We start from the raw sequence: 21,752 nt of genomic DNA, 5'->3' as shown, positions 1-21,752 counted from the left end.
ACCCGTTCACCGCATTTCTGACGCGCCCTCAGGAAGCGGGCTCGCGTCTGTGCCACTTACCTCGGAAGGGCAGGGCGCGACGACAGCGGCGGCACTCGCCGGTGCCGTCGAGTCGTGCCGCCACCGCAGAGCCACAGGACCACAGAGCCGCAGAGCTGGGAGGAGGACCGATGCGACGTCACGCTCGTCTGTCGGCCGGGGCCGTGACCGGGGCCGCGCTCGCCGTCGCCGCCGTGAGCGGTCTCGCCGTGCCCGCCTACGGCGCCGAGGACGCCGTCGCGGCGGTGCGTCCCTCCGGCTCGGCCACCGGCACGCTCGAGGTGTACCCGTCCTCGGTGGTGCCGGGCGGTCACGTCAGCGTGAACACCAAGGCGTGCGGCACGAAGGCGTCCGCGGCGGGTGACGCGAGCGCGGTCGGCGCGGGCGCCTTCCCGCTGGCGCCCAGCGCGCACGAGGGCGATGCGATCGGCCAGTTCCGGGTGCCGGAGAGCGCGCAGCCCGGGACGTACGAGATCGTCGCGGACTGCGCCGCGGGCGGCCGGCGGGTCAAGGGCGATCTGATCGTCGCCCTGGGCTCGGCCCAGGGGCAGCTGCAGCCCCGGGGAAGTGTGAAGACGGGGGTCGGCGGCGCGCTGGGCGCCGACCCCGTACGGACCGCGGCCGGCGTGGCGGCTCTCGCCGTCGCCGCCGCGGGCGGTACCTGGCTCCTGCATCGCCGGGCGAGAGGCGACGGGATCTGACGGGCACCCTCCGCTGTCCGTCCGCCGGTACCGCACGTCCCTCCCCCTCCGGGCCCGACGCCCCTCGCGGCCCGGAGGGGGCACGGGGCACCAGATCCGAGCAGGGGTCCGAGAAGCGGGGGTCCATGAGGGGGGCGAGAGGTGTTCGTATGCGCAGGATAGGCAACTCCGCGATAGCGACCGTCACCGTCGTCGCCCTCTGCTCAGGCGTGTGGCTGCTGCGCAGCGCCGGCTCCGAGCAGCCACCGCCCCAGCCCGCCGCGGCCGAGGGCCGCCCCGACCCCGGCGAGGAACGGCTCTCGGCCCCCGCCCTGCCGCCGTCCCCGCCCACCCGCATCCGCATACCCTCGATACGGGTGAACGCCCCCCTGATGGGCCTGGGCCTGACCCCCTCCGGCAGCCTCGACGTCCCGCCCTCCCGGGAGAAGAACCTCGCCGGCTGGTACGAGGCCGGCACCACACCCGGTGAGAGCGGCACCGCGATCGTCGCCGGCCACGTCGACAACACGGAGGGGCCGGCGGTCTTCTACGACCTCGGCGCCCTGAGGAAGGGCAGCATCATCGAGGTGGACCGCCGGGACGGCGGCGTCGCCGTCTTCACCGTGGACGCGATCGAGGTGTACCAGGCCACGAACTTCCCCGACAAGAAGGTGTACGGCGCCGCCCGCCGCCCCGAGCTACGGGTGATCACCTGCGGCGGCGGCTACTCCCGGTCCACCGGCTACCAGGGCAACGTCGTCGTCTTCGCCCATCTGACCGGCAGCCGCTGAGACCGACCGGCCGTCTCCCCATCCACCTCGCCATCCGCCTCACGGCCCACCTCACACTGCTCCCCGCCGCCCCCGCGGACCCCTCACACACACCCTCCGCCGCCCCCACAGACCCCTCACACCCGCCCCCCGCGCCCGCTGAGGGCAGCGTTCCGTACGGGAAACAGGTGTGATGCGGCCGGGTAACGTCCGCGCCGCACGCTCGGGTGCATGACCTCGAATGCGCGTGTGGTGGTGATCGGCGCCGGCCTCGCGGGTGTGACCCTCGCCCGGCGGCTCGGTGAGCTCGGCACGCCCGCGCTGGTCGTCGGCGAGGAGGAGCATCCGCCGTACAACCGGGTGCTGCTCGCCGAGGTGCTGGCCGAGCGGTACGCACCGGAGGTGATCGCGCTCCCCGCGCCCGCCGGTCTCGTCCGCGCCCGGATCACCGGGATCGACCGCGCCGCACGCGAGGTGCGGTGCGCGGACGGCTCGGCGATCGGCTACGGCACGCTGGTGCTGGCCACCGGCTCCAACCCGGTGCTGCCGCCGCTGCGCGGCCTGTTCACGCCGGACCACGAGCTGCCCGAGGGCGTCCACGCCTTCCGCACCATGGACGACTGCCTGGGCCTGTCCAAGGCGGTACGTCCCGGGGTACGCGCGGTCGTCGTCGGCGGCGGGCTGCTCGGCGTCTCCGCCGCCCGCGCGCTCGCGGCCCGCGGCGCGCAGGTGGTCCTCGCCCAGCAGGCCGAGCGCCTCATGGAACGGCAGCTGGACCCGGGCGCCTCGCGGCTCGTGCGGCACCACCTGGAGGGCCTCGGCGTCGAGGTGCACACCGAGTGCCGGGTGCGGGACGTGCGCTGCGTGGGCGGGGCGGTCCGCTCGGTGGAGATGGCCGACGGGTACGCGCTGGACGCCGACCTCGTGGTGGTCGCCTGCGGGGTGCACCCGCGCACCGGCCTCGCCGAGCAGGCCGGCCTCGCCGTCCACAAGGGCGTCCTCGTCGACGACGAGCTGCGCACCTCCGACCCGCACATCCACGCCATCGGCGACTGCGCCCAGCACGCGGGCACCGTGTACGGCCTGGCCACGCCGGCCCTCGAACAGGCCGACGCGCTCGCCGCGCTGCTCGCGGGCGACCCGGACGCCCGCTACACCGGCACCCGTTCCCTGACCCGGCTGACCCTGGCCGGCCCGCACTCGCCCTTCGACCTCGCCGCGTTCGGCGAGACCGAGGCCCGCCCCGGCGACGACGTCGTACAGCTCGCCGACGCCACCCGCGGCACCTACCGCAAGGTCGTCGTCCGCGACGACCGCCTGGTCGGCGGGGTCCTCGTCGGCGAACTCGGCACCGTCGGCGCGCTCGCCCGCGCCTGGGAGGGAGCAGAGCCGCTCCCGACGGACGGCGGCCCCCTGCTCCACCTGCTCACCAACGACGGAGGCTCCTGATGTCCACGGACACCCGCACGGACACCCCCACGATCGTGCTCGTCGGCCACGGCATGGTCGGCCAGCGCTTCCTCGAAGCGCTGGCCGAGCGCGGCCTGACCGCCACGCACCGCGTGGTCGTGCTGTGCGAGGAGCCGCGCCCCGCGTACGACCGCGTGCAGCTCACCTCGTACTTCTCGGGCCGGACGCCCGAGGACCTCTCCCTGACCGACCTGGCGTTCGTCGAGGACCACGGCATCGAGCTGCACATCGGCGACCCGGCCGAGACCATCGACCGGGAGGCGCGGAAGGTGACCGCCCGCTCGGGTCTGGTCGTCGGCTACGACGTCCTGGTCCTGGCCACCGGCTCCTACCCGTTCGTGCCGCCGGTGCCGAACAAGGACGCCACCGGCTGTTTCGTCTACCGGACCATCGAGGACCTGCTCGCCATCGAGGAGTACGCGAAGGCGAGGGCGACCACCGGTGCCGTGGTCGGCGGCGGTCTGCTCGGCCTGGAGGCGGCCGGCGCGCTCAAGGGCCTCGGACTCGACGCCCACATCGTGGAGTTCGCGCCGCGCCTGATGCCGGTGCAGGTCGACGAGGGCGGCGGCGCGGCGCTGCTGCGCACCATCGAGGAGATGGGCCTGACGGTGCACACCGGTGTGGGCACCCAGGAGATCGTCACCGACGCCTCCGGCGCCGTCACCGGCATGAAGCTGTCCGACGGCTCCGAACTCGCCACCGACATGGTGGTGTTCTCCGCCGGAGTCCGCCCCCGCGACCAGCTTGCCCGCGACTGCGGACTGACCGTCGGGGAGCGCGGCGGCATCACGGTCGACGAGCAGTGCCGTACGGTCGCCGACCCGCGCGTGTTCGCGATCGGCGAGTGCGCGCTGGCCGCCGACGGCCGGGTGTACGGCCTGGTCGCGCCGGGTTACGAGCAGGCCGAGACGGCGGCGGCGACGATCGCCGAGGACGAGGCGGCGTTCGTGGGTGCCGACCTGTCCACCAAGCTGAAGCTGCTCGGCGTGGACGTGGCCTCCTTCGGCGACGCGCACGGCACCGCCGAGGACTGCCTGGACGTCGTCTACTCCGACTCCCGGGCGGGCCTGTACAAGAAGCTGGTCATCGGCCGGGACGGCACGCTGCTCGGCGGCATCCTGGTGGGTGACGCGGAGGCGTACGGCACGCTGCGCGCGCTCACCGGTTCGGTGCCCCCGATCGCCCCCGAGTCGCTGGTGCTGCCCGCCGGCGCGGGCGCCCCCGCGCAGCTCGGCCCGTCCGCGCTGCCGGACGACGCGGTGATCTGCTCCTGCCACAACGTCACCAAGGGCACGATCCGCGGCGCGGTCACCGAGCACCGGTGCGCCACCGTGCCGGAGGTGAAGAAGTGCACCAAGGCCGGCACCGGCTGCGGCTCCTGCGTCAAGGTGCTCACCCAGCTGGTCAACGAGGAGCTGGAGGCGAGCGGCGTCGAGGTCGACAAGGGCCTGTGCGGCTGCTTCGGGCAGACCCGCGAGGAGCTGTACGAGATCGTCCTCGCCCTGCGCCTCACCTCCTACCAGGAGCTGCTGGACCGCTACGGCCGTGAGGAGGCCCGGGGCGGCGACGGCTGCGAGACCTGCAAGCCGGCCGTGGCCTCGATCATCGCCTCGCTCGCGCCGGCCATCGGCGCCGACGGCTATGTCCTGCACGGCGAGCAGGCCGCCCTCCAGGACACCAACGACCACTTCCTGGCCAACCTCCAGAAGAACGGCTCGTACTCGGTGGTGCCCCGCATCCCCGGCGGCGAGATCGCCCCCGAGAAGCTGATCGTGATCGGAGAGATCGCCCGGGACTTCGGCCTCTACACGAAGATCACCGGCGGCCAGCGGATCGACATGTTCGGCGCCCGGGTGGAGCAACTTCCCTTGATCTGGGCCCGCCTGGTCGACGCCGGCTTCGAGTCGGGGCACGCCTACGGCAAGTCGCTGCGCACGGTGAAGTCCTGCGTCGGGCAGACCTGGTGCCGCTACGGCGTCCAGGACTCGGTGCGCATGGCGATCGACCTGGAGCTGCGCTACCGGGGCCTGAGGTCCCCGCACAAGCTGAAGTCGGCGGTCTCCGGGTGCGCCCGCGAGTGCGCGGAGGCCCAGTCGAAGGACTTCGGCGTGATCGCCACCGCCAACGGCTGGAACCTGTACGTCGGCGGCAACGGCGGCGCCACCCCGCGCCACGCGGACCTGCTGGCCCAGGACCTCTCGGACGCCGAACTGGTCCGGCTGATCGACCGGTTCCTGATGTTCTACATCCGCACCGCCGACCGTCTGGAGCGCACCAGCGTCTGGCTGGAGCGGATCCCCGGCGGCCTGGACCACGTGCGGGACGTAGTGGTGCACGACTCGCTCGGCATCTGCGACGAGCTGGAGGCCCTGATGGCCGCGCATGTGTCCCACTACCGCGACGAGTGGGCCGAGACCATCAACGACCCCGAGAAGCTGGCCCGGTTCGTGTCCTTCGTCAACGCCCCCGACACGCCCGATCCGGTCGTCGGCTTCGTCCCCGAACGCGACCAGATGAAGCCCGACCTGCCGCTGCTGTCCATCGGCATGCGGCCCGCCGGAAGCACCGAGACCGCCGAAACCCTGGAAGACGTCCTGGAAGGAAGCGCCCAGCGATGACCCTGGCACCCGAGACGACCGACCTGAAGGTGCAGCTGCGCCTGGACGACAGCTGGTTCACCGTCTGCGACCTGAGCACGCTGCTGCCGGGCCGCGGGGTGGCGGCCCTGCTGCCGGACGGCCGCCAGGTGGCCGTCTTCCGCGACCGGTCGGGTTCCCTGTACGCCATCGACAACCGCGACCCCTTCACCGGCGCCGCCGTCCTCTCCCGCGGCCTGACCGGCACCCACCGAGGCCGCCCGTTCGTGGCGTCACCGCTGCTCAAGCAGCGCTTCGACCTGGCCGGTGGCCGGTGCCTGGACGACGAGTCGGTACGGGTGACGGCGTACGAGATCCGGACGGCCTGAGACTTTCTTGACCGATCGTTCCGGAAAAGCCTAGGCTGCACGCATGGCCAGGACCAAGGAATTCGATCCCGACGCCGCACTGCAGTCGGCCCTGGAGCTGTTCTGGCGGCAGGGCTACGAGGCGACGTCGATGGCGGACCTGGTCGAGCACCTGGGCATCGGCAAGGCGAGCCTGTACGGCACGTTCGGCAGCAAGCACGAGCTGTACCTCAGGGCGCTGGACCGGTACGGACAGGCACAGAACCCTCAGCTCACACACGAGCTGTCCCGGCCCGGACCGGTGCTGCCGGCCGTGCGCGAGCTGGTCCGGCGGTTCGCCGCCGAGGCCACCGGCGAGGCGACCCGGGAGCAGGGCTGCCTGATCACCAACACCGCGGTGGAACTGGCCCCGCACGACCGGGACGCCACCCGCCGGGTGGAGAGCAGCTGGGACCACCTGGAGACCCTGCTGCACTCCGCCCTGGTGCGCGCCCGGGCCCAGGGCGAGCTGGCCGGGGACCGTGATCCGCTCGCCCTCGCACGCATGCTGCTGGTCCTGCTCCAGGGCGTGCGGGTGGTCGGCAAGGCGTCCGCCGCCCCGGCCCGGGTCCGGGACGCGACGGAAGCGGCCCTGGCACTGCTGGACTGAGCCGGACCGGGAACGCGCCTCCACGGAGGCGCGTTTTTCCGGCCCTCAAACTGAACCGATCGGTCAAGAAAAGAGGACATCACCATGTCGCACCGCTTCTCGGGCCGGACCGCTCTCGTCACCGGCGCCGGCTCCGGCATCGGCCGCGGAGTAGCCCTCGCGCTCTCCCGGGAGGGCGCCCAGGTCGTCGTCGCCGGCCGGCGCCGCGAGCCGCTCGACGAGACCGTGGCACTCATCGAGCGCGAGGGCGGCAAGGGGCTCGCCGTCACCGCCGACGTCTCCCGCGCCGAGGACCTGCGGGCCCTGGTGGCCGCCGCCGTGGACCGGTTCGGCTCCCTGGACGTGGCGGTGAACAACGCCGGCGTCCTGGAGGGCCGGGGGCGGGCCGTGGGCGACCTGGCCGAGGAGGACTGGCGCCGGATGCTGGACACCAACGTCACCGGTGTCTTCCTGGCCCTCCAGGCCGAGATCGCGCATATGCGCACGCAGCCCGGCGGGGGCGCCATCGTGAACATCGCCTCCCGGATCGGCGTCCACAGCCGGCTGCCCGGCACGGCCGGCTACGCCGTCAGCAAGGCGGCCGTGTCGGTCCTCACCCGCGCCGCCGCCCTGGACCACATCGCCGACGGTGTGCGGATCAACGCCGTCAGCCCCGGCCCCACCGCCACGGACATGTCCTTCAAGCACGGCGAGACGGAGGCCGGCCGGGCCGCGCGGATGCGCACCGAGGTGCCGCTCGGCCGGGTGTCCACCGTCGAGGAGGTGGCCGCGGCGGTGCTGTACCTGGCCTCGGACGACGCGGCCTCGGTGGTCGGCGCGGACCTGGTGATCGACGGCGGCTCCACGGCCTGACCCGCTCCGACCACGAAGGAAGGGGCGGCATCCCCGCACAGGATGCCGCCCCTTCTTCTCGTGGACCGGAGTCCTCGTCGCAATCGGTGTTGAGGGTCGGGGACCACGACGAGGACTCCGGGGTCTGCTACCGGTCTCTGCCGGTGGTCCGGACTACCGGTGGTCGCTGCCCTCCGACTGGGAGGCCGCGCGGCCGGCCTCCAGGCGGGCGACCGGGATGCGGAACGGGGAGCAGGAGACGTAGTCCAGGCCCACCTCGTGGAAGAAGTGGACGGACTCCGGGTCGCCGCCGTGCTCGCCGCAGACGCCGAGCTTGAGGTCGGGGCGGGTGGCGCGGCCGGCCTGGGCGGCGGCCTTGACCAGGGAGCCCACGCCGTCCTTGTCGATCGTCTCGAACGGGCTGACGCCGAAGATGCCCTTCTCCAGGTACGCCGTGAAGAAGCTCGCCTCCACGTCGTCGCGGCTGAAGCCCCACACCGTCTGGGTCAGGTCGTTGGTGCCGAAGGAGAAGAACTCCGCGGCCTCGGCGATCTGGCCGGCGGTGAGCGCGGCGCGCGGCAGCTCGATCATCGTGCCGATCGCCAGCTTCAGATGGGTGCCGGTGGCCTCCTGGACCTCGGCGATGACCTGGTCGGCCTCCTCGCGGACGATCTCCAGCTCCTGGACGGTGCCGACGAGCGGGATCATGATCTCGGCGCGCGGGTCGCCCTTGGCCGCCTTGCGCTCGGCGGCCGCCTCGGCGATGGCGCGGACCTGCATGGTGAACAGGCCGGGCACGACCAGGCCGAGGCGTACGCCGCGCAGGCCCAGCATCGGGTTCTGCTCGTGCAGCCGGTGCACGGCCTGGAGCAGGCGCAGCTCGTTCTCGTGCGGCTCCTGGCGGGACTCGGCGAGGGCCACGCGCACCGACAGCTCGGTGATGTCGGGCAGGAACTCGTGCAGCGGCGGGTCGAGCAGGCGGACGGTGACGGGCAGTCCGTCCATCGCCTCGAACAGCTCCACGAAGTCCTTCTTCTGCAGCGGCAGGAGCTGCTTGAGGGACTCCTCGCGCTCGTCCTCGGTGTCGGCCAGGATCAGCCGCTCGACCAGCTCGCGGCGGTCACCGAGGAACATGTGCTCGGTACGGCACAGGCCGATGCCCTGGGCGCCGAAGCGGCGGGCGCGCAGCGCGTCCTCGGCGTTGTCGGCGTTGGCGCGCACGCGCAGGCGGCGCTTGCGGTCGGCGAAGGCCATGATGCGGTGCACGGCCTCGACCAGCTCGTCGGCGTCGTCGGCGCCGGCGTGCATCCGGCCCTCGAAGTACTCCACGACCGGGGACGGCACCACCGGGACCTCGCCCAGGTAGACCTTGCCCGAGGAGCCGTCGATGGAGATGACGTCGCCCTCCTCGACGACGTGTCCGCCGGGGACCGTCATCCGGCGGCGCTTGGTGTCGACCTCCAGCTCCTCCGCGCCGCAGACACAGGTCTTGCCCATGCCGCGGGCGACGACGGCCGCGTGGGAGGTCTTGCCGCCGCGGGAGGTCAGGATGCCCTCGGCCGCGATCATGCCGTCGAGGTCGTCGGGGTTGGTCTCCCGGCGCACCAGGATGACCTTCTCGCCCGAGCGGGACCACTTGACCGCGGTGTAGGAGTCGAAGACCGCCTTGCCGACCGCGGCGCCCGGCGAGGCGGCGATGCCCCGCGCGACCTGCTCGATCTTCGCCCCGTCGTCGAACCGCGGGAACATCAGCTGCGCCAGCTGGGCGCCGGTGACGCGCTGGAGGGCCTCGGCCTCGTCGATCAGGCCCTGGTCCACCAGCTGGGTGGCGATCCGGAAGGCGGCACCGGCGGTGCGCTTGCCGACGCGGGTCTGCAGCATCCACAGCTGGCCGCGCTCGATGGTGAACTCGATGTCGCAGAGATCCTTGTAGTGGTTCTCCAGGGTCTCCATGATCTGCATGAGCTGGTCGTACGACTTCTTGTCGATGTTCTCCAGCTCGGCGAGCGGCACGGTGTTGCGGATGCCCGCGACGACGTCCTCGCCCTGCGCGTTCTGGAGGTAGTCGCCGTAGACGCCCTGGTGGCCGGAGGCGGGGTCGCGGGTGAAGGCGACGCCGGTGCCGGAGTCGGGGCCGAGGTTGCCGAAGACCATCGAGCAGACGTTGACGGCCGTGCCCAGGTCGTGCGGGATGCGCTCCTGGCGGCGGTAGAGCTTGGCGCGGTCGCCGTTCCAGGAGTCGAAGACCGCCTTGATGGCGAGGTCCATCTGCTCGCGCGGGTCCTGCGGGAAGTCCCGGCCGGCCTCGGTCTTGACGATCTTCTTGAACTTGGTGACCAGCTTCTTCAGGTCGGCCGCGTCCAGCTCGGTGTCGACGGTGACCTTCTTGTTCTCCTTGGCGGCCTCGAGGGCCTCCTCGAAGAGGTCGCCGTCGACGCCGAGGACGGTCTTGCCGAACATCTGGATGAGCCGGCGGTAGGAGTCCCACGCGAAGCGCTCGTCGCCCGCCTGCTTGGCCAGGCCCTGCACGGACTTGTCCGACAGGCCGATGTTCAGGACGGTGTCCATCATGCCGGGCATGGAGAACTTCGCCCCGGAGCGGACCGACACGAGGAGGGGGTTGTCGGCCTGCCCGAGCTTCTTGCCCATCCGCCCTTCGAGGGCGTCGAGGTGCGCACTCACCTCGTCACGCAGCGCGGCCGGCTCCTCGCCGCTGTCCAGGTAGACCTTGCAGGCCTCGGTGGTGATGGTGAAGCCCGGAGGGACGGGGAGGCCCAGGTTGGTCATCTCGGCGAGGTTGGCGCCCTTGCCGCCGAGGAGGTCCTTGAGGTCCTTGTTGCCCTCGGTGAAGTCGTAGACGAACTTCACGCCCTCAACGCTCTCGCCGCGCTCGGCTACCTGGGGATCTTTGTTTTCCGACACGGGTCTCGACTCCTCGAGGACGCGGTGGCTGCCCTGACGGCGAGGAACATACCCAGATCGAAGGCACCTTGGTACGTCCACTTGCGCGTCATGCGCCCGTTACCACTCGTCCGCCAGCGGATCGAAAGTCAAGGCTTGGCAAGCGGTCAGGGCCGGATGTTTTCACTTCTTGAACGAATCAACTCCCGTAGAACGGGTTTTTCGCTCATGTGAGCGGCTCTCGGCACGTGTGATTTCGATCGATGAACGATCAAGGTGTGGCACTGAGTGCCATCTCTTGATGAGGTGCAGTCGCCCAAGATCCGCTCATCTGAGCGGATCCCTTATCAAGGGTGGCGAGAATCACGCTGCCACAGACGCCCGGATTTCACCATGCGGACGTGGTCCGAGGTCGTTTGCCGGGTGTTTGCCGAGTGCCGTGAACAGGGGACGCGGGCAGGCCGTACGGGACTGCGGCGGGTCGTCGTTCCCCAGCGTGGCCCGCCCCTCAGCGACGCGGCGTACGGGAAGGACCTCCGGGGTGCCTCAGCACACGAGCACAGGCCAGCCATCGGCTACGACCGAGGCCGCAGAGGTCGACACCGACACCACGCCCCCACCGGCACCGGAGGCGAAGGCACTGCGGACCACCGAGCAGAAGGTCCCCGCACCGCGCTCGACCAACCAGAATGCCTCCGCGCCGAAGCCGACCGGGGCGAAGCCCTCCGCCCCGGAGGCACCCACACCCGGATCGCCCGGACCAGAGGCGACCAAGCCGGTCGCCCCCGACCCGGAGGCAGACGGTCCGAAGACGCACGGCCCAGAGGCGGACAGGCCGGACGCGGACAGGCCGGACGCGGACAGGCCGGACGCGGACAGGCCGGACGCGGGCACGCCGGACGCGAGCACGCCGGACGCGAGCACACCGGAGGCCGACGAGCCTGACGTGGAGGAGTCCGAGGCCGAGAAGCCCGAGGCGGACGAGCCGGAGATCGACGGTCCAGGGCTGACCGAGCCGGAGATCACCCAGCCTGGCGCCGACGCTGCGCCCGTGGCCGGCAAGGCGGTCGTCGGCGTCTCCGTGCCCGGGGCCCGTGCGACGGAGGCGGACGACGAAGTCGCCCCGCGGCCCGGGGACACGCTCGGGGACGGGTCCTCGGAGACCGCTGCTTCGCCGGGCCGGCGACCCGGCGACTCCTCCCGCTCCTCTCACTCCCCCCTCCGGCTCCTTCGCGTGCTCCATCCCCGTACTGTCCGGCAGGCATGGCGGCGATGGCAGGGCGGGCATCCGGGTGCCGCGCGGGGGGTCTCCCTCGCCGTCACCGGGGTGGCCCTGGGCATCGTTCTCCTCGCGCTGCTGCTGCCGAACAAGCGGGAGCAGTTCCATCTCGCGGCGTTCACGCGGATCCCGGTGGAGGCGTTGCTCGGGGCGGCCGTGCTGATCGCGTTGCCGCGCCGGCCACGGACCGTCGTGGCCGCGCTCGGCGGGGTGGCGCTCGGTGTGCTGACCGTGCTGAACCTGACGGACATCGAGTTCAACCAGTACCTCGGCCGCAGCTTCAACGTGATCCTGGACTGGCAGCTGCTCGACGACGCGCAGTCGTACCTCGCGGACACCCTGGGCGGCACGGTCGCGCTGCTGGCCGCCGTCGCCGCCGTGCTCCTGGTCGTCGCCGTGCTCGCAGTGATGGCGCTGGCGGTGGTCAGGGTCGGGACCTTCCTCGGCCGGGACAAGTCACGCGCGACCCGTGGCCTGCTGCTGGTCAGCGCGCTGTGGATGACGTGCTCGGCCCTGAACCTCCAGATCTCCGGCATCCCGGTGGCGTCCGAGCACACGGTGACCATGCTCAAGTACCACGAGCAGGCGCTGCGTTCGACGATCCGGGACGAGCGCGCGTTCGCGAGGACGGCGAAGTCCGACGCGTTCGGGAACACACCGGGCAGCGAGCTCGTACCCGACCTGCGCGGCAAGGACATGATCTTCACGTTCATCGAGAGCTACGGCCGCAGCGCGATCGAGGACCCGATCATGGCGCCCGGTGTGGACAGGACCCTGGCCGCCTCCACCCGGGCCCTGGCCGGGGCCGGCTTCCACGCGAAGAGCGGATGGCTGACGTCGGCGACGTACGGCGGCGGCAGCTGGCTCGGCCACTCCACGTTCATGTCGGGTCTGTGGGTCGACAACCAGAACCGCTACCGCACGGTGACCTCCGGCGACCACCTGACCCTCACCGAGGCGTTCAGGAAGACGGGTGCCTGGGACACGGTCGGCATCATGCCGGGCGTGCAGAAGGGCTGGCCGGAGGCCGAGTGGTACGGCCTGGACAAGGTCTACAACGCCTTCCAGCTGGGCTACCAGGGCCCGAAGTTCAGCTGGTCGACCATGCCCGACCAGTACGCGCTCGAGGCCTTCCAGCGCCTGGCGCACGGCAGGAAGCACGACAAGCCGCTGACGTCGTTCGTCATCCTGACCTCCAGCCACCAGCCGTGGGCGCCGATCCCGAAGATGGTCCCCTGGGACCGGCTCGGCGACGGTTCCCTCTTCAAGGGCATCGAGGCGGCCGGCACCAAGCCGCAGGACATCATCACCGACCCCACCCGCTCCCGCGAGGAGTACGGCAAGTCGATCCAGTACTCGGTGACGGCCCTGACCCAGTGGCTCCAGCGCTACGGCACCGACGACACCGTGCTGGTCCTCCTCGGCGACCACCAGCCCATCGCCCGGGTCAGCGGCGACCACGCCAGCCGGGACGTGCCGGTCTCCGTCGTCGCCAAGGACCCCAAGGTCCTCGACAAGATCGCCGACTGGGGCTGGACCGACGGCCTGCGCCCCGCCCACAACGCCCCCGTCTGGAAGATGAGCGCGTTCCGCGACCGCTTCCTGACGGCGTACGGCTCCACCCCGCACCCCAGCAGGAACTGATCAGCCGCCGGAGGTGTCCAGCTCCGCGTCCTCGCTCACGCCCGCGCAGTCGTACGGGTCCTTCAGCCAGCCGTCCGGCAGCACCACCCGGTTGTTGCCGGACGTACGGCCGCGGGGCCCGTCCGCGCCGGTCGGCCAGGGCTGGTCCAGGTCCAGCTCGTCCAGGCCGGCGCGCAGCTCCTGAAGGGAGGACGTGATCGCGAGCCGCTTGCGCATCTCGGAGCCGACCGCGAAGCCCTTCAGGTACCAGGCGACGTGCTTGCGGAAGTCGATGACACCCCGCGACTCGTCGCCGATCCACTCCCCGAGCAGGGTGGCGTGGCGGACCATGACGTCCGCGACCTCGCGCAGGGTGGGCCGCACATAGGCGTCCGTACGGCCCTCGAACGCCGCCACCAGGTCCGCGAACAGCCACGGCCGGCCCAGGCACCCGCGCCCGACCACGACCCCGTCGCACCCGGTCTCGCGCACCATGCGCAGCGCGTCCTCCGCCGACCAGATGTCGCCGTTGCCGAGGACCGGGATCTCGGGCACGTGCTCCTTCAGGCGGGCGATCGCGTCCCAGTCGGCGGTGCCGCCGTAGTGCTGGGCGGTGGTGCGGCCGTGCAGCGCGATGGCCGTCACGCCCTCCTCCACGGCGATCCGGCCGGCGTCGAGGTAGGTGAGGTGGTCGTCGTCGATGCCCTTGCGCATCTTCATCGTGACCGGCAGGTCCCCGGCGCCGCTGACGGCCTCCCGCAGGATCGCCCGCAGCAGGTTGCGCTTGTAGGGCAGGGCCGAGCCGCCGCCCTTGCGGGTCACCTTCGGCACCGGGCAGCCGAAGTTCAGGTCGATGTGGTCGGCGAGGTCCTCCTCCACGATCATGCGGACGGCCTTGCCGACGGTCGCGGGGTCGACGCCGTACAGCTGGATCGAGCGCGGCTTCTCGCTCGCGTCGAACCGGATGAGCTGCATGGTCTTCTCGTTGCGCTCGACCAGGGCCCGGGTCGTGATCATCTCGCTCACGAACAGGCCCTTGCCGCCGGAGAACTCCCTGCACAGGGTGCGGAAGGGGGCGTTGGTGATACCGGCCATGGGGGCCAGGACCACCGGCGGCCGGACGGGGTGCGGACCGATCTGCAGAGGGGACTCGGGCGTGGGCATTCCCCCATTGTCGCGTATCGGAGGAGATCATGTAGTAGTCATTAGTTAACCGCACTATCGAAATCGACTACGATGGACCGCATGCCCGAGCTCAGCCATCGCCGGCGTCTGCTGGTGCTCGCGATCTGCTGTATGAGCCTGCTGATCGTGAGCCTGGACAACACCGTTCTGAACGTCGCCCTGCCCTCGATGCAGCGCGACTTCCACGCCACCACCTCCGGCCTTCAGTGGACCATCGACGCCTACACGCTGGTGCTGGCGTCGCTGCTGATGCTCGCGGGCTCCACGGCCGACCGGATCGGCCGCAGACGCGTGTTCATGACGGGCCTCGTCGTCTTCGGCGTCGGCTCGCTGCTGTGCTCGCTCGCGCCCGACCTGGAACTGCTGGTCGTCTTCCGCATGGTGCAGGCCGTCGGCGGCTCGATGCTCAACCCGGTCGCCATGTCGATCATCACCAACACCTTCACAGACCCGCGCGAGCGCGCCCGCGCGATCGGTGTGTGGGGCGCCGTGGTCGGCATATCGATGGCGGCCGGACCGCTGGTCGGCGGCCTGCTGGTGGAGTCGGTCGGCTGGCGCTCGATCTTCTGGGTCAACCTGCCCGTCGCCCTCGCCGCCATCCTGCTCACCCTCCGCTTCGTCCCCGAGTCCCGCGCCCCGAAGGCCCGCCGCCCCGACCCGGTCGGCCAGGTGCTGGTCATCGCCCTGTTCGCCGCGCTGACGTACGCGATCATCGAGGCGCCGGACGCGAGCGCGGCCAGGGTCCTGCCCTTCGCCGCCGTGGCGCTCGCCGCCCTGCTGGGCCTGCTGTGGTACGAGCCGCGCCGCGCCGAACCCCTCATCGACCTGCGGTTCTTCCGCTCCGCCCCGTTCAGCGGGGCCACGGTGATCGCGGTCAGCGGCTTCGCGGCCCTGGGCGGCTTCCTCTTCCTGTCCACGCTCTACCTGCAGAACGTGCGCGGTCTGGACGCCCTGCACGCGGGCCTGTGGATGCTGCCGATGGCGGCGCCCACCTTCGTGTGCGCTCCGTTGTCCGGGCGGCTGGTCGGCAGCCGGGGTCCGCGTCTGCCCCTGCTGATCGCCGGGACCGCCATGACGGCGAGCGCGGTGCTGTTCGCGGCCTTCGAGGCGGAGACGTCCGACCTCACCCTCATGATCGGGTACCTGCTGTTCGGCATCGGCTTCGGCTTCGTCAACGCCCCCATCACCAACACGGCGGTCTCCGGTATGCCGCGCGCCCAGGCCGGCGTCGCCGCGGCCGTCGCCTCCACCAGCCGGCAGCTCGGGCAGACCCTCGGCGTCGCCGTGGTCGGTGCGCTGCTGGCCTCCGGGGTCGGCTCGTCCTCGTACAAGGACGCGTTCGTGTCGGCCGCCCGGCCCGGGTGGTGGGTGCTGGTGGCCTGCGGGCTCGCGGTGCTGGTGCTGGGCGCGCTCACCTCCGGCCGGTGGGCCCGGCGCACGGCCGAGCACACGGCGGACCGGCTCCAGGAGCAGGAGGTCCGCCAGGCGGCGGGCGTCGGCGCCTGAGCCACTCCCCCGGGGCCCGCCCTGACGGCGGGCCCTACGCGTTGCGCTCCAGCGCGATCGCGTGCAGCTTCTCCAGCCGCTCGCGCGACTCCTCGTCCACCGGTACGTACGTCACCATGCGCGGCCCCACCTCGGGGCTGAGCCACAGGTCGGTGTGGTCGACGGTGAGGCGGCCGACGTGGGCGTTGCGGAACTCCTTGCGCTTGCTCGCCGGGGCGACCACCTCGTGCCGGTCCCAGTCCCGGCGGAAGTCGGGAGACTGGTCGCGCAGCCGCTTCAGCAGCGTCTTCCAGGTCGGGTCGGCCAGATGCCCGGCCATCGCGGCGCGGAACCGGGCGGCCATGTGCCGGGTGGCGTCCTCCAGGTGCACGATCGAGGAGCGCCACTCCTCGTTGGTGTACGCCAGGACCATGCAGTTGCGGTCCTCGGGCGCCACCGCGGCCAGGTCGCAGAAGAGCAGGCCGTAGCTGCGGTTGTAGGCGAGGATGTCGTACCGGCTGTTCTGGAGGCAGGCCGGGAAGGGCTCGATCTGCTCCAGCAGGGCCCGCAGGGCGGGCGTGAGCGACGGGCAGGTGGCCGACGGGGCCGGGTCCGTGGCGCCGGCCAGCTGGAACAGGTGCGCCCGCTCGCCCGGGTCGAGCAGCAGGGTGCGGGCCAGGGCGTCCAGGACCTGCACGGAGACCTGGATGTCGCGGGCCTGTTCGAGCCAGGTGTACCAGGTGACGCCGACCGCGGAGAGGTGCGCGACCTCCTCGCGGCGCAGGCCCGGCGTACGGCGCCGGGGTCCGCGGGGCAGACCGACCCGCTCGGGTGCGATGTGCTCGCGCCGGTGGCGCAGGAAGGCGGCCAGTTCATGCCGCCGGATCGCCGACGCGGCGGCCTGCCGGGAGCGCCCGGCCCGGGTCTCGTCCTGCGCTCCGGCCGCCGCTTCCCTGATCCGCGTCTCGTGCGCCATGGTGGTCATGCCTCCAGCCTGCCCTCGCGCGCACCCTGTTGCCAGGTAGTGCCGCTACCAGGATAAGAACACTCTGGTACCCGTCTGAGCCGGGGCGCACGCTCGGATCCGTGACCACCCGAACCCTTACTTCACGTACCGTCCGGCCCGTCGCGGCGACGCCACCCGCGCTGGGCGGGCTCGGACTCTTCACGGTGCTGCTGGCCGCGGCACTTCCGCTCATCGACTTCTTCATCGTCAACGTCGCCCTGCCCACCATCGGCAAGGACCTGCACGCGGGCGAGGCCGTTCTGGAACTCGTCGTCGCCGGGTACGGGGTGGCGTACGCCGTGCTGCTGGTGCTCGGTGGCCGGCTCGGCGACCTGTTCGGCCGGCGCCGTCTCTTCCTCGGCGGCATGGCGGCCTTCGGCCTGACCTCGCTGGCCTGCGGGCTCGCGCCCGGAGCCTGGTCGCTGGTCGCGGCGCGGGTCGCGCAGGGCGCGTCGGCCGCCGCGATGCTGCCGCAGGTGCTCGCCACCATCCAGGCGGCCACGTCGGGGCCGCGCCGGGCCAGGGCGATGGGCCTGTACGGGGCGACGGCGGGCCTGTCCATGGTGGCCGGGCAGATCCTCGGCGGCGTCCTGGTCGCCGCGGACGTGTGGGGCACCGGCTGGCGCTCGGTGTTCCTGGTGAACGTGCCCGTCGTGATCGCCGGCCTGGTGCTGGCCGTCCGGGCCGTCCCGGAGACCCGCTCGCAGCACCCGGAGCCGGTCGACGGCCCCGGCACGGTCCTGCTGGCGGTGTCCCTGCTGGCGCTGCTCGTGCCCCTCACCGAGGGCCGTGCGGCGGGCTGGCCGCTGTGGACGTGGCTGTCGCTGGCCGCGTTCCCGCTGGTGGCGGCTGCGTTCTACGCCGTGGAACGCCGGGCGGACCGGCAGGGCCGTACGCCGCTGGTGCCGCCGAGCCTGTTCCGGCTGGTGTCGCTGCGCCGCGGCCTGGCGCTGATCGTGCCGTTCTCGATCGGCTTCAGCGGCTTCATGTTCGTCATCGCGGTGGCGTTGCAGCGCGGCGCCGGGCTCGGCCCGGTCCCGGCGGGGCTGGCCCTCGCCCCCATGGCCGTCGTGTTCTTCTTCGTCTCGCTGGCCGGACCCCGGCTGGTCGCCCGGTACGGCACGCGCGTGGTGACGGCGGGCGCGGTGGTGCAGCTGGTGGGCGTGGGCCTGATGGCGCTGGCCGTCCGGCAGTCCTGGCCGCACCTCGGCGTCATGGAACTGCTGCCCGGGGCGGCGGTGGCCGGCGCCGGACAGGCGCTCCAGCTGCCCATCGTCTTCCGGATCATCCTCTCCGAGGTGCCGGCCGCCCGCGCCGGAGTGGGCAGCGGGGTCATGGTCACCGCCCAGCAGTCGTCGCTGGCGCTGGGCGTGGCCACGCTCGGCACGCTGTTCCTGTCCCTGGTCCCCGGCTCGGGCATGCGGGACGCCCTGGTGATCACGCTCCTCGTCCAGCTGACCGGCGTGGTCCTGACGGGCCTGCTCAGCCTGCGGCTGCCCCGCACGATCGGCTGACGCCGAAGGGCCGGAAGGCCGGCCGGGGTGACGGGCGACGTAAGAAGCGGGTGAGCGGAGTCACCGGCATGAGCTGCGGATTTGCCCGAAACAAGCCGTTTTCCGCACTGATTCCGACCCGCGCCGAGTCGCCGCGGAGGTGGCCCGGGGAAAGCCTGGAGGCGTGCGAAGAGCTCCCCCTGCGGGACGTCATATCCCGCAGAGGGGAAGTCCGTTGACCGAACGGGAGACCACCACCATGCCCGCCACCAACCGCCGTCGCTGCGTGCGTGCGCTGGCCGCCGGTGCCCTGTCCGCCGCGCTGGTGTCCGCCGGATCGGCCGCCGCGCTCGCCGCGGACAGCGCACCGCCGGTGCGGCCGAGCGTCACGCACAGCACGACACCGATGAAGCCGATGGCCACGGCCTCGATCACGGTCAAGGCCAACCACACGTCCGTCAAGGCCAGGGAGAGCGTCACGCTCGCCGGGCACGCCAAGGACGCGAAGACCGGCACGAAGCTGGTCCTGCAGCACATGCACAACGGCAAGTGGACCACGCTGCATGCCAACACCACCGTCAAGAAGGGCGGCGTCTTCAAGCTGACCGAGAAACTCCGCACCAAGGGCACCGAGCATCTGCGGGTGTCGACGTCGGACGGCAAGACGCACTCGCCGACGGTGACCGTCAAGGTGCACTGACGCACACGGGACGGCACGCACACAGGACACCACGGGACAGTGGCCAGGGGGGCACACCTAGGGCCGCAGTCCCCGGAGCAGCAGGTCCAGGACCGCGTCGAACTCGTCCTGGACGTCCGGCCGCTCCCACTCCCGCGCGTAGCACGGGTCGTGGAAGCGGCCGGTGGCGTGGAAGAGGGCGCCGGCCGTGGCGGCCGGGTCGGCGGAGGTGAAGGCGCCGGCGGCGACACCCGCCTCGACGATCCGGGTCAGCTGGGCCGTGAGGTCGTCGATGTGCTCGCCGACCGCCTCGACGTTCTCGTCGGCGAGCACCGAGTACGTGGCGAACAGCTCGGGGTCGTGGCCCGCCTTGCGGCGCTTGGCGTCGAACAGCCCCTGGAACCAGCCGCGCAGCCGTGCCTCGGGATCACGCCCCTCCTCGGCGGCTATGCCCGACAGGGCCTCGGAGGTCCGGTCGAGCCACCGCTTCGTCACCGCCTCGCGCAGCGCCGCCTTGGTGCGGAAGTGGCGGTAGACGCTGCCGTGACTGACGCCGAGCGCGCGGGCCACGTCCACCACGGTGGCCTTCGCCGGCCCGTGGCGGCGCAGCACCTCCTCGGTCGCCTCGAGGATGCGCTCGGCGGTCAGGGTCTCGGTGGTGGGTGACATGCCTTAGACCGTACCTGGACGCATGACCGGCGCCGTCGTCAGCGTTCGCTGTCGAGGTGGGCCATCTGGGACTCGGGGTAGCGCTCGCCCGCCGCCGCGTCCGCCGGCACGGCCTCCTCGATGGCGCTCAGGTCGGCCTCGTCCAGGGTGACGTCGAGTGCGCCCAGCGCCTCCGACAGCCGCTCGCGGGTGCGGGCGCCGACCAGCGGCACGATGTCCTCGCCCCGGGAGAGCACCCAGGCGATCGCGATCTGCGCGACGGTCACGCCCTTGCCCTCGGCGATCTTCCGCAGCGCCTCGACCAGGTTCAGGTTGTGCTGGAGGTTCTCGCCCTGGAAGCGGGGCGAGTGCGCCCGGAAGTCGGTCGCGGCGAGCTGCCTCTCGCGGCTGAAGTGCCCGGAGATCAGCCCGCGCGAGAGGACGCCGTACGCGGTGATGCCGATGCCGAGCTCGCGGGTGGTGGGCAGGATCCGGTCCTCGATGCCGCGCGAGATCAGCGAGTACTCGATCTGCAGGTCCGAGATCGGCGCGGTGGCGGCGGCCCGGCGGATGGTTTCGGCGCCGGCCTCGCTGAGGCCGATGTGCCGTACGTACCCCTTCTCGACCAGTTCGGCGATCGCGCCGACGGTCTCCTCGATCGGCACGTCGGGGTCGACCCGGGCGATCCGGTAGACGTCGATGTGGTCGACGCCGAGGCGCTGGAGCGAGTAGGCGGCGAAGTTCTTCACGGCGGCGGGACGGCCGTCGTAGCCGCTCCAGTTGCCGTCGGGGTCCCGCAGCGCACCGAACTTCACGCTGACCAGGGCCTGTTCGCGGCGGGCGGCGGGGGCGGTGCGCAGGGCCTCGCCGATCAGCATCTCGTTGTGGCCCATGGCGTAGAAGTCGCCGGTGTCGAGCAGGGTCACGCCCGCTTCGAGGGCCGCGTGGACGGTGGCGACGGACTCGGTGCGGTCCGCCTCGCCGTACAGCGCGGACATGCCCATGCAGCCGAGACCGAGGGCGGAGACCTGGGGACCGGTGGTGCCGAGGGATCGGTTGTTCATCGTCATGGCTCCACCATGCCATGACGAATAACAGATTTCAATATCTGTCATTCGCACATCTGTCACTCACCCCGAGCCGCCCGAGGGACGTTGAGCCGCACACTCACCGGGCAGTGAGCGCGAGCTTGGCGCCCAGCGCCACGAACGACCCCGCGAAGCTCCGCCGCAGCCACGTCATCACACGCGGCCGTGAGACGACGTGGCTGCGCACGGAGGCGGCGAGGATGCCGTACGCGGCGAACACCACGAAGGTCGCCAGCATGAACACCGCGCTCAGCCCCAGCATCCGCGGCAGGGCGTGCGGCTCGCCCGGGTCCACGAACTGCGGCAGGAAGGCGAAGAAGAAGATCGTCAGCTTCGGGTTGAGGATGTTGATGAGCACGCCGCGCACGATCACACGCCCCGCCGAACCGGGAGCGTCCTCCTCCGCGACGACGATCGACTCCTTGTCCCGCACCGTCGCCCACGCCATGTACAGGAGGTAGCCGACCCCGGCGTACTTGAGGATCTGGAAGGCCGCCGCACTGGCGTTCAGCAGCGCGGCCAGCCCGGTCGCACTGGCCAGGACATGCGGCACGATCCCCAGCGTGCAGGCGAAGGCGGCGACGACGCTCGCGCGGCGCCCCCGGGAGAGCCCGGCGGCGAGGGTGTAGACGACGCCGGTACCGGGCGTGGCGACGACGACCAGAGTGGTGAGAACGAAGGCGAGACTCATGGCACCACCCTGTCGGCACGGCGGCCGGGTACACAGGTCCAAAGCAGCGCGGCTATAGGGGACCAATACACGCGCCCCGGACCCGACTCCGGCCGGCCCCCCCTTGAAGCAACCGAGACGGGCGGGCGGGCAAAGCCCCGGGGGGCGCAGGGGGCAAGCCCCCGCCGGGGTCTGGGGCAGAGCCCCAGGACGGCCACTTCTGAAGCACCCGAGACGGGCGGGCGGGCAAAGCCCGGGGGCGCAGGGGGCGAAGCCCCCGCCGGGGTCTGGGGCAGAGCCCCAGGACGGCCA

The 21,752-nt window shown here is 71.9% G+C and carries 17 protein-coding genes; 11 read left to right on the top strand and 6 right to left on the bottom strand.

Features of this window, described 5'->3' with window-relative positions:
• The first annotated feature begins 170 nt into the window (after positions 1–170).
• The 7 genes from IE318_RS10755 to IE318_RS10725 all read left to right on the top strand — a co-directional run bounded on the left by IE318_RS10755 (position 171) and on the right by IE318_RS10725 (position 7,404).
• Entirely contained in the window at positions 171–740 is a 570-nt protein-coding gene (locus IE318_RS10755; protein WP_189898982.1) for a hypothetical protein, read from the top strand.
• A gap of 149 nt (positions 741–889) precedes the next feature.
• Positions 890–1,510 carry a class F sortase gene (locus IE318_RS10750; RefSeq protein WP_189898980.1) on the top strand — a complete coding sequence of 207 codons (621 nt, stop codon included), beginning with the start codon at positions 890–892 and terminating at the stop codon, positions 1,508–1,510.
• Between the two features lie 210 nt (positions 1,511–1,720).
• A complete protein-coding gene (locus tag IE318_RS10745) occupies positions 1,721–2,938 on the top strand; it encodes an NAD(P)/FAD-dependent oxidoreductase (protein WP_189898978.1) in 1,218 nt (405 codons plus the stop codon).
• Positions 2,938–5,577, top strand: coding sequence for a nitrite reductase large subunit NirB (nirB, locus tag IE318_RS10740; protein ID WP_189898976.1), 2,640 nt, complete (start codon positions 2,938–2,940; stop codon positions 5,575–5,577). The genes IE318_RS10745 and nirB overlap by 1 nt, the downstream gene beginning before the upstream one ends.
• Positions 5,574–5,924 carry a nitrite reductase small subunit NirD gene (nirD, locus tag IE318_RS10735; protein ID WP_189898974.1) on the top strand — a complete coding sequence of 117 codons (351 nt, stop codon included), beginning with the start codon at positions 5,574–5,576 and terminating at the stop codon, positions 5,922–5,924. The genes nirB and nirD overlap by 4 nt, the downstream gene beginning before the upstream one ends.
• Positions 5,925–5,967: 43 nt before the next feature.
• The gene (locus tag IE318_RS10730) at positions 5,968–6,552 is read left to right on the top strand and encodes a TetR/AcrR family transcriptional regulator (protein ID WP_189898972.1); all 585 of its coding nucleotides are present in this window, start codon (positions 5,968–5,970) and stop codon (positions 6,550–6,552) included.
• 84 nt (positions 6,553–6,636) lie between these two features.
• Complete coding sequence (locus IE318_RS10725) at positions 6,637–7,404, top strand: SDR family NAD(P)-dependent oxidoreductase (RefSeq protein ID WP_189898970.1); 768 nt, start codon at positions 6,637–6,639, stop codon at positions 7,402–7,404.
• A gap of 153 nt (positions 7,405–7,557) precedes the next feature.
• Here the strand turns inward: IE318_RS10725 and ppdK are convergent, their stop codons facing one another.
• On the bottom strand, positions 7,558–10,305 hold the full coding sequence (ppdK, locus tag IE318_RS10720; protein WP_189898968.1) for a pyruvate, phosphate dikinase: 2,748 nt from the start codon (positions 10,303–10,305) through the stop codon (positions 7,558–7,560).
• Positions 10,306–11,518: 1,213 nt separating this feature from the next.
• Here ppdK and IE318_RS10715 point away from each other — a divergent pair.
• On the top strand, positions 11,519–13,207 hold the full coding sequence (locus IE318_RS10715) for an alkaline phosphatase family protein (protein ID WP_229903437.1): 1,689 nt from the start codon (positions 11,519–11,521) through the stop codon (positions 13,205–13,207).
• Here the strand turns inward: IE318_RS10715 and dusB are convergent, their stop codons facing one another.
• Positions 13,208–14,350: a tRNA dihydrouridine synthase DusB gene (gene dusB / locus IE318_RS10710; RefSeq protein WP_189898966.1), complete on the bottom strand. Its 1,143-nt coding sequence runs from the start codon at positions 14,348–14,350 to the stop codon at positions 13,208–13,210.
• 81 nt (positions 14,351–14,431) lie between these two features.
• On the opposite strand from dusB, the gene IE318_RS10705 reads away from it, so the two are divergent.
• Positions 14,432–15,877: an MFS transporter gene (locus IE318_RS10705; protein WP_189898964.1), complete on the top strand. Its 1,446-nt coding sequence runs from the start codon at positions 14,432–14,434 to the stop codon at positions 15,875–15,877.
• 34 nt (positions 15,878–15,911) lie between these two features.
• On the opposite strand, the gene IE318_RS10700 is transcribed toward IE318_RS10705, so the two are convergent.
• Positions 15,912–16,841: a helix-turn-helix transcriptional regulator gene (locus IE318_RS10700; protein WP_189898962.1), complete on the bottom strand. Its 930-nt coding sequence runs from the start codon at positions 16,839–16,841 to the stop codon at positions 15,912–15,914.
• Positions 16,842–16,942: 101 nt separating this feature from the next.
• Between IE318_RS10700 and IE318_RS10695 the strand changes: the two genes are divergently transcribed.
• Both IE318_RS10695 and IE318_RS10690 read left to right on the top strand, forming a co-directional pair.
• The gene (locus tag IE318_RS10695) at positions 16,943–18,376 is read left to right on the top strand and encodes an MFS transporter (protein ID WP_189898960.1); all 1,434 of its coding nucleotides are present in this window, start codon (positions 16,943–16,945) and stop codon (positions 18,374–18,376) included.
• Positions 18,377–18,590: 214 nt separating this feature from the next.
• Positions 18,591–19,055, top strand: coding sequence for a hypothetical protein (locus IE318_RS10690; RefSeq protein ID WP_229903432.1), 465 nt, complete (start codon positions 18,591–18,593; stop codon positions 19,053–19,055).
• A 57-nt stretch (positions 19,056–19,112) separates the two neighbouring features.
• On the opposite strand, the gene IE318_RS10685 is transcribed toward IE318_RS10690, so the two are convergent.
• The 3 genes from IE318_RS10685 to IE318_RS10675 form a co-directional block, all read right to left on the bottom strand.
• A complete protein-coding gene (locus tag IE318_RS10685; protein WP_030173082.1) occupies positions 19,113–19,703 on the bottom strand; it encodes a TetR/AcrR family transcriptional regulator in 591 nt (196 codons plus the stop codon).
• 38 nt (positions 19,704–19,741) lie between these two features.
• A complete protein-coding gene (locus tag IE318_RS10680) occupies positions 19,742–20,752 on the bottom strand; it encodes an aldo/keto reductase (protein ID WP_189898958.1) in 1,011 nt (336 codons plus the stop codon).
• 97 nt (positions 20,753–20,849) lie between these two features.
• Entirely contained in the window at positions 20,850–21,461 is a 612-nt protein-coding gene (locus tag IE318_RS10675; RefSeq protein WP_189898956.1) for a LysE family translocator, read from the bottom strand.
• Positions 21,462–21,752: the final 291 nt, after the last annotated feature.

Source organism: Streptomyces spiralis (assembly GCF_014654675.1).
Taxonomy (GTDB): Bacteria; Actinomycetota; Actinomycetes; order Streptomycetales; family Streptomycetaceae; genus Streptomyces; species Streptomyces spiralis.
This window is presented reverse-complemented; position numbering and strand designations above follow the sequence as displayed.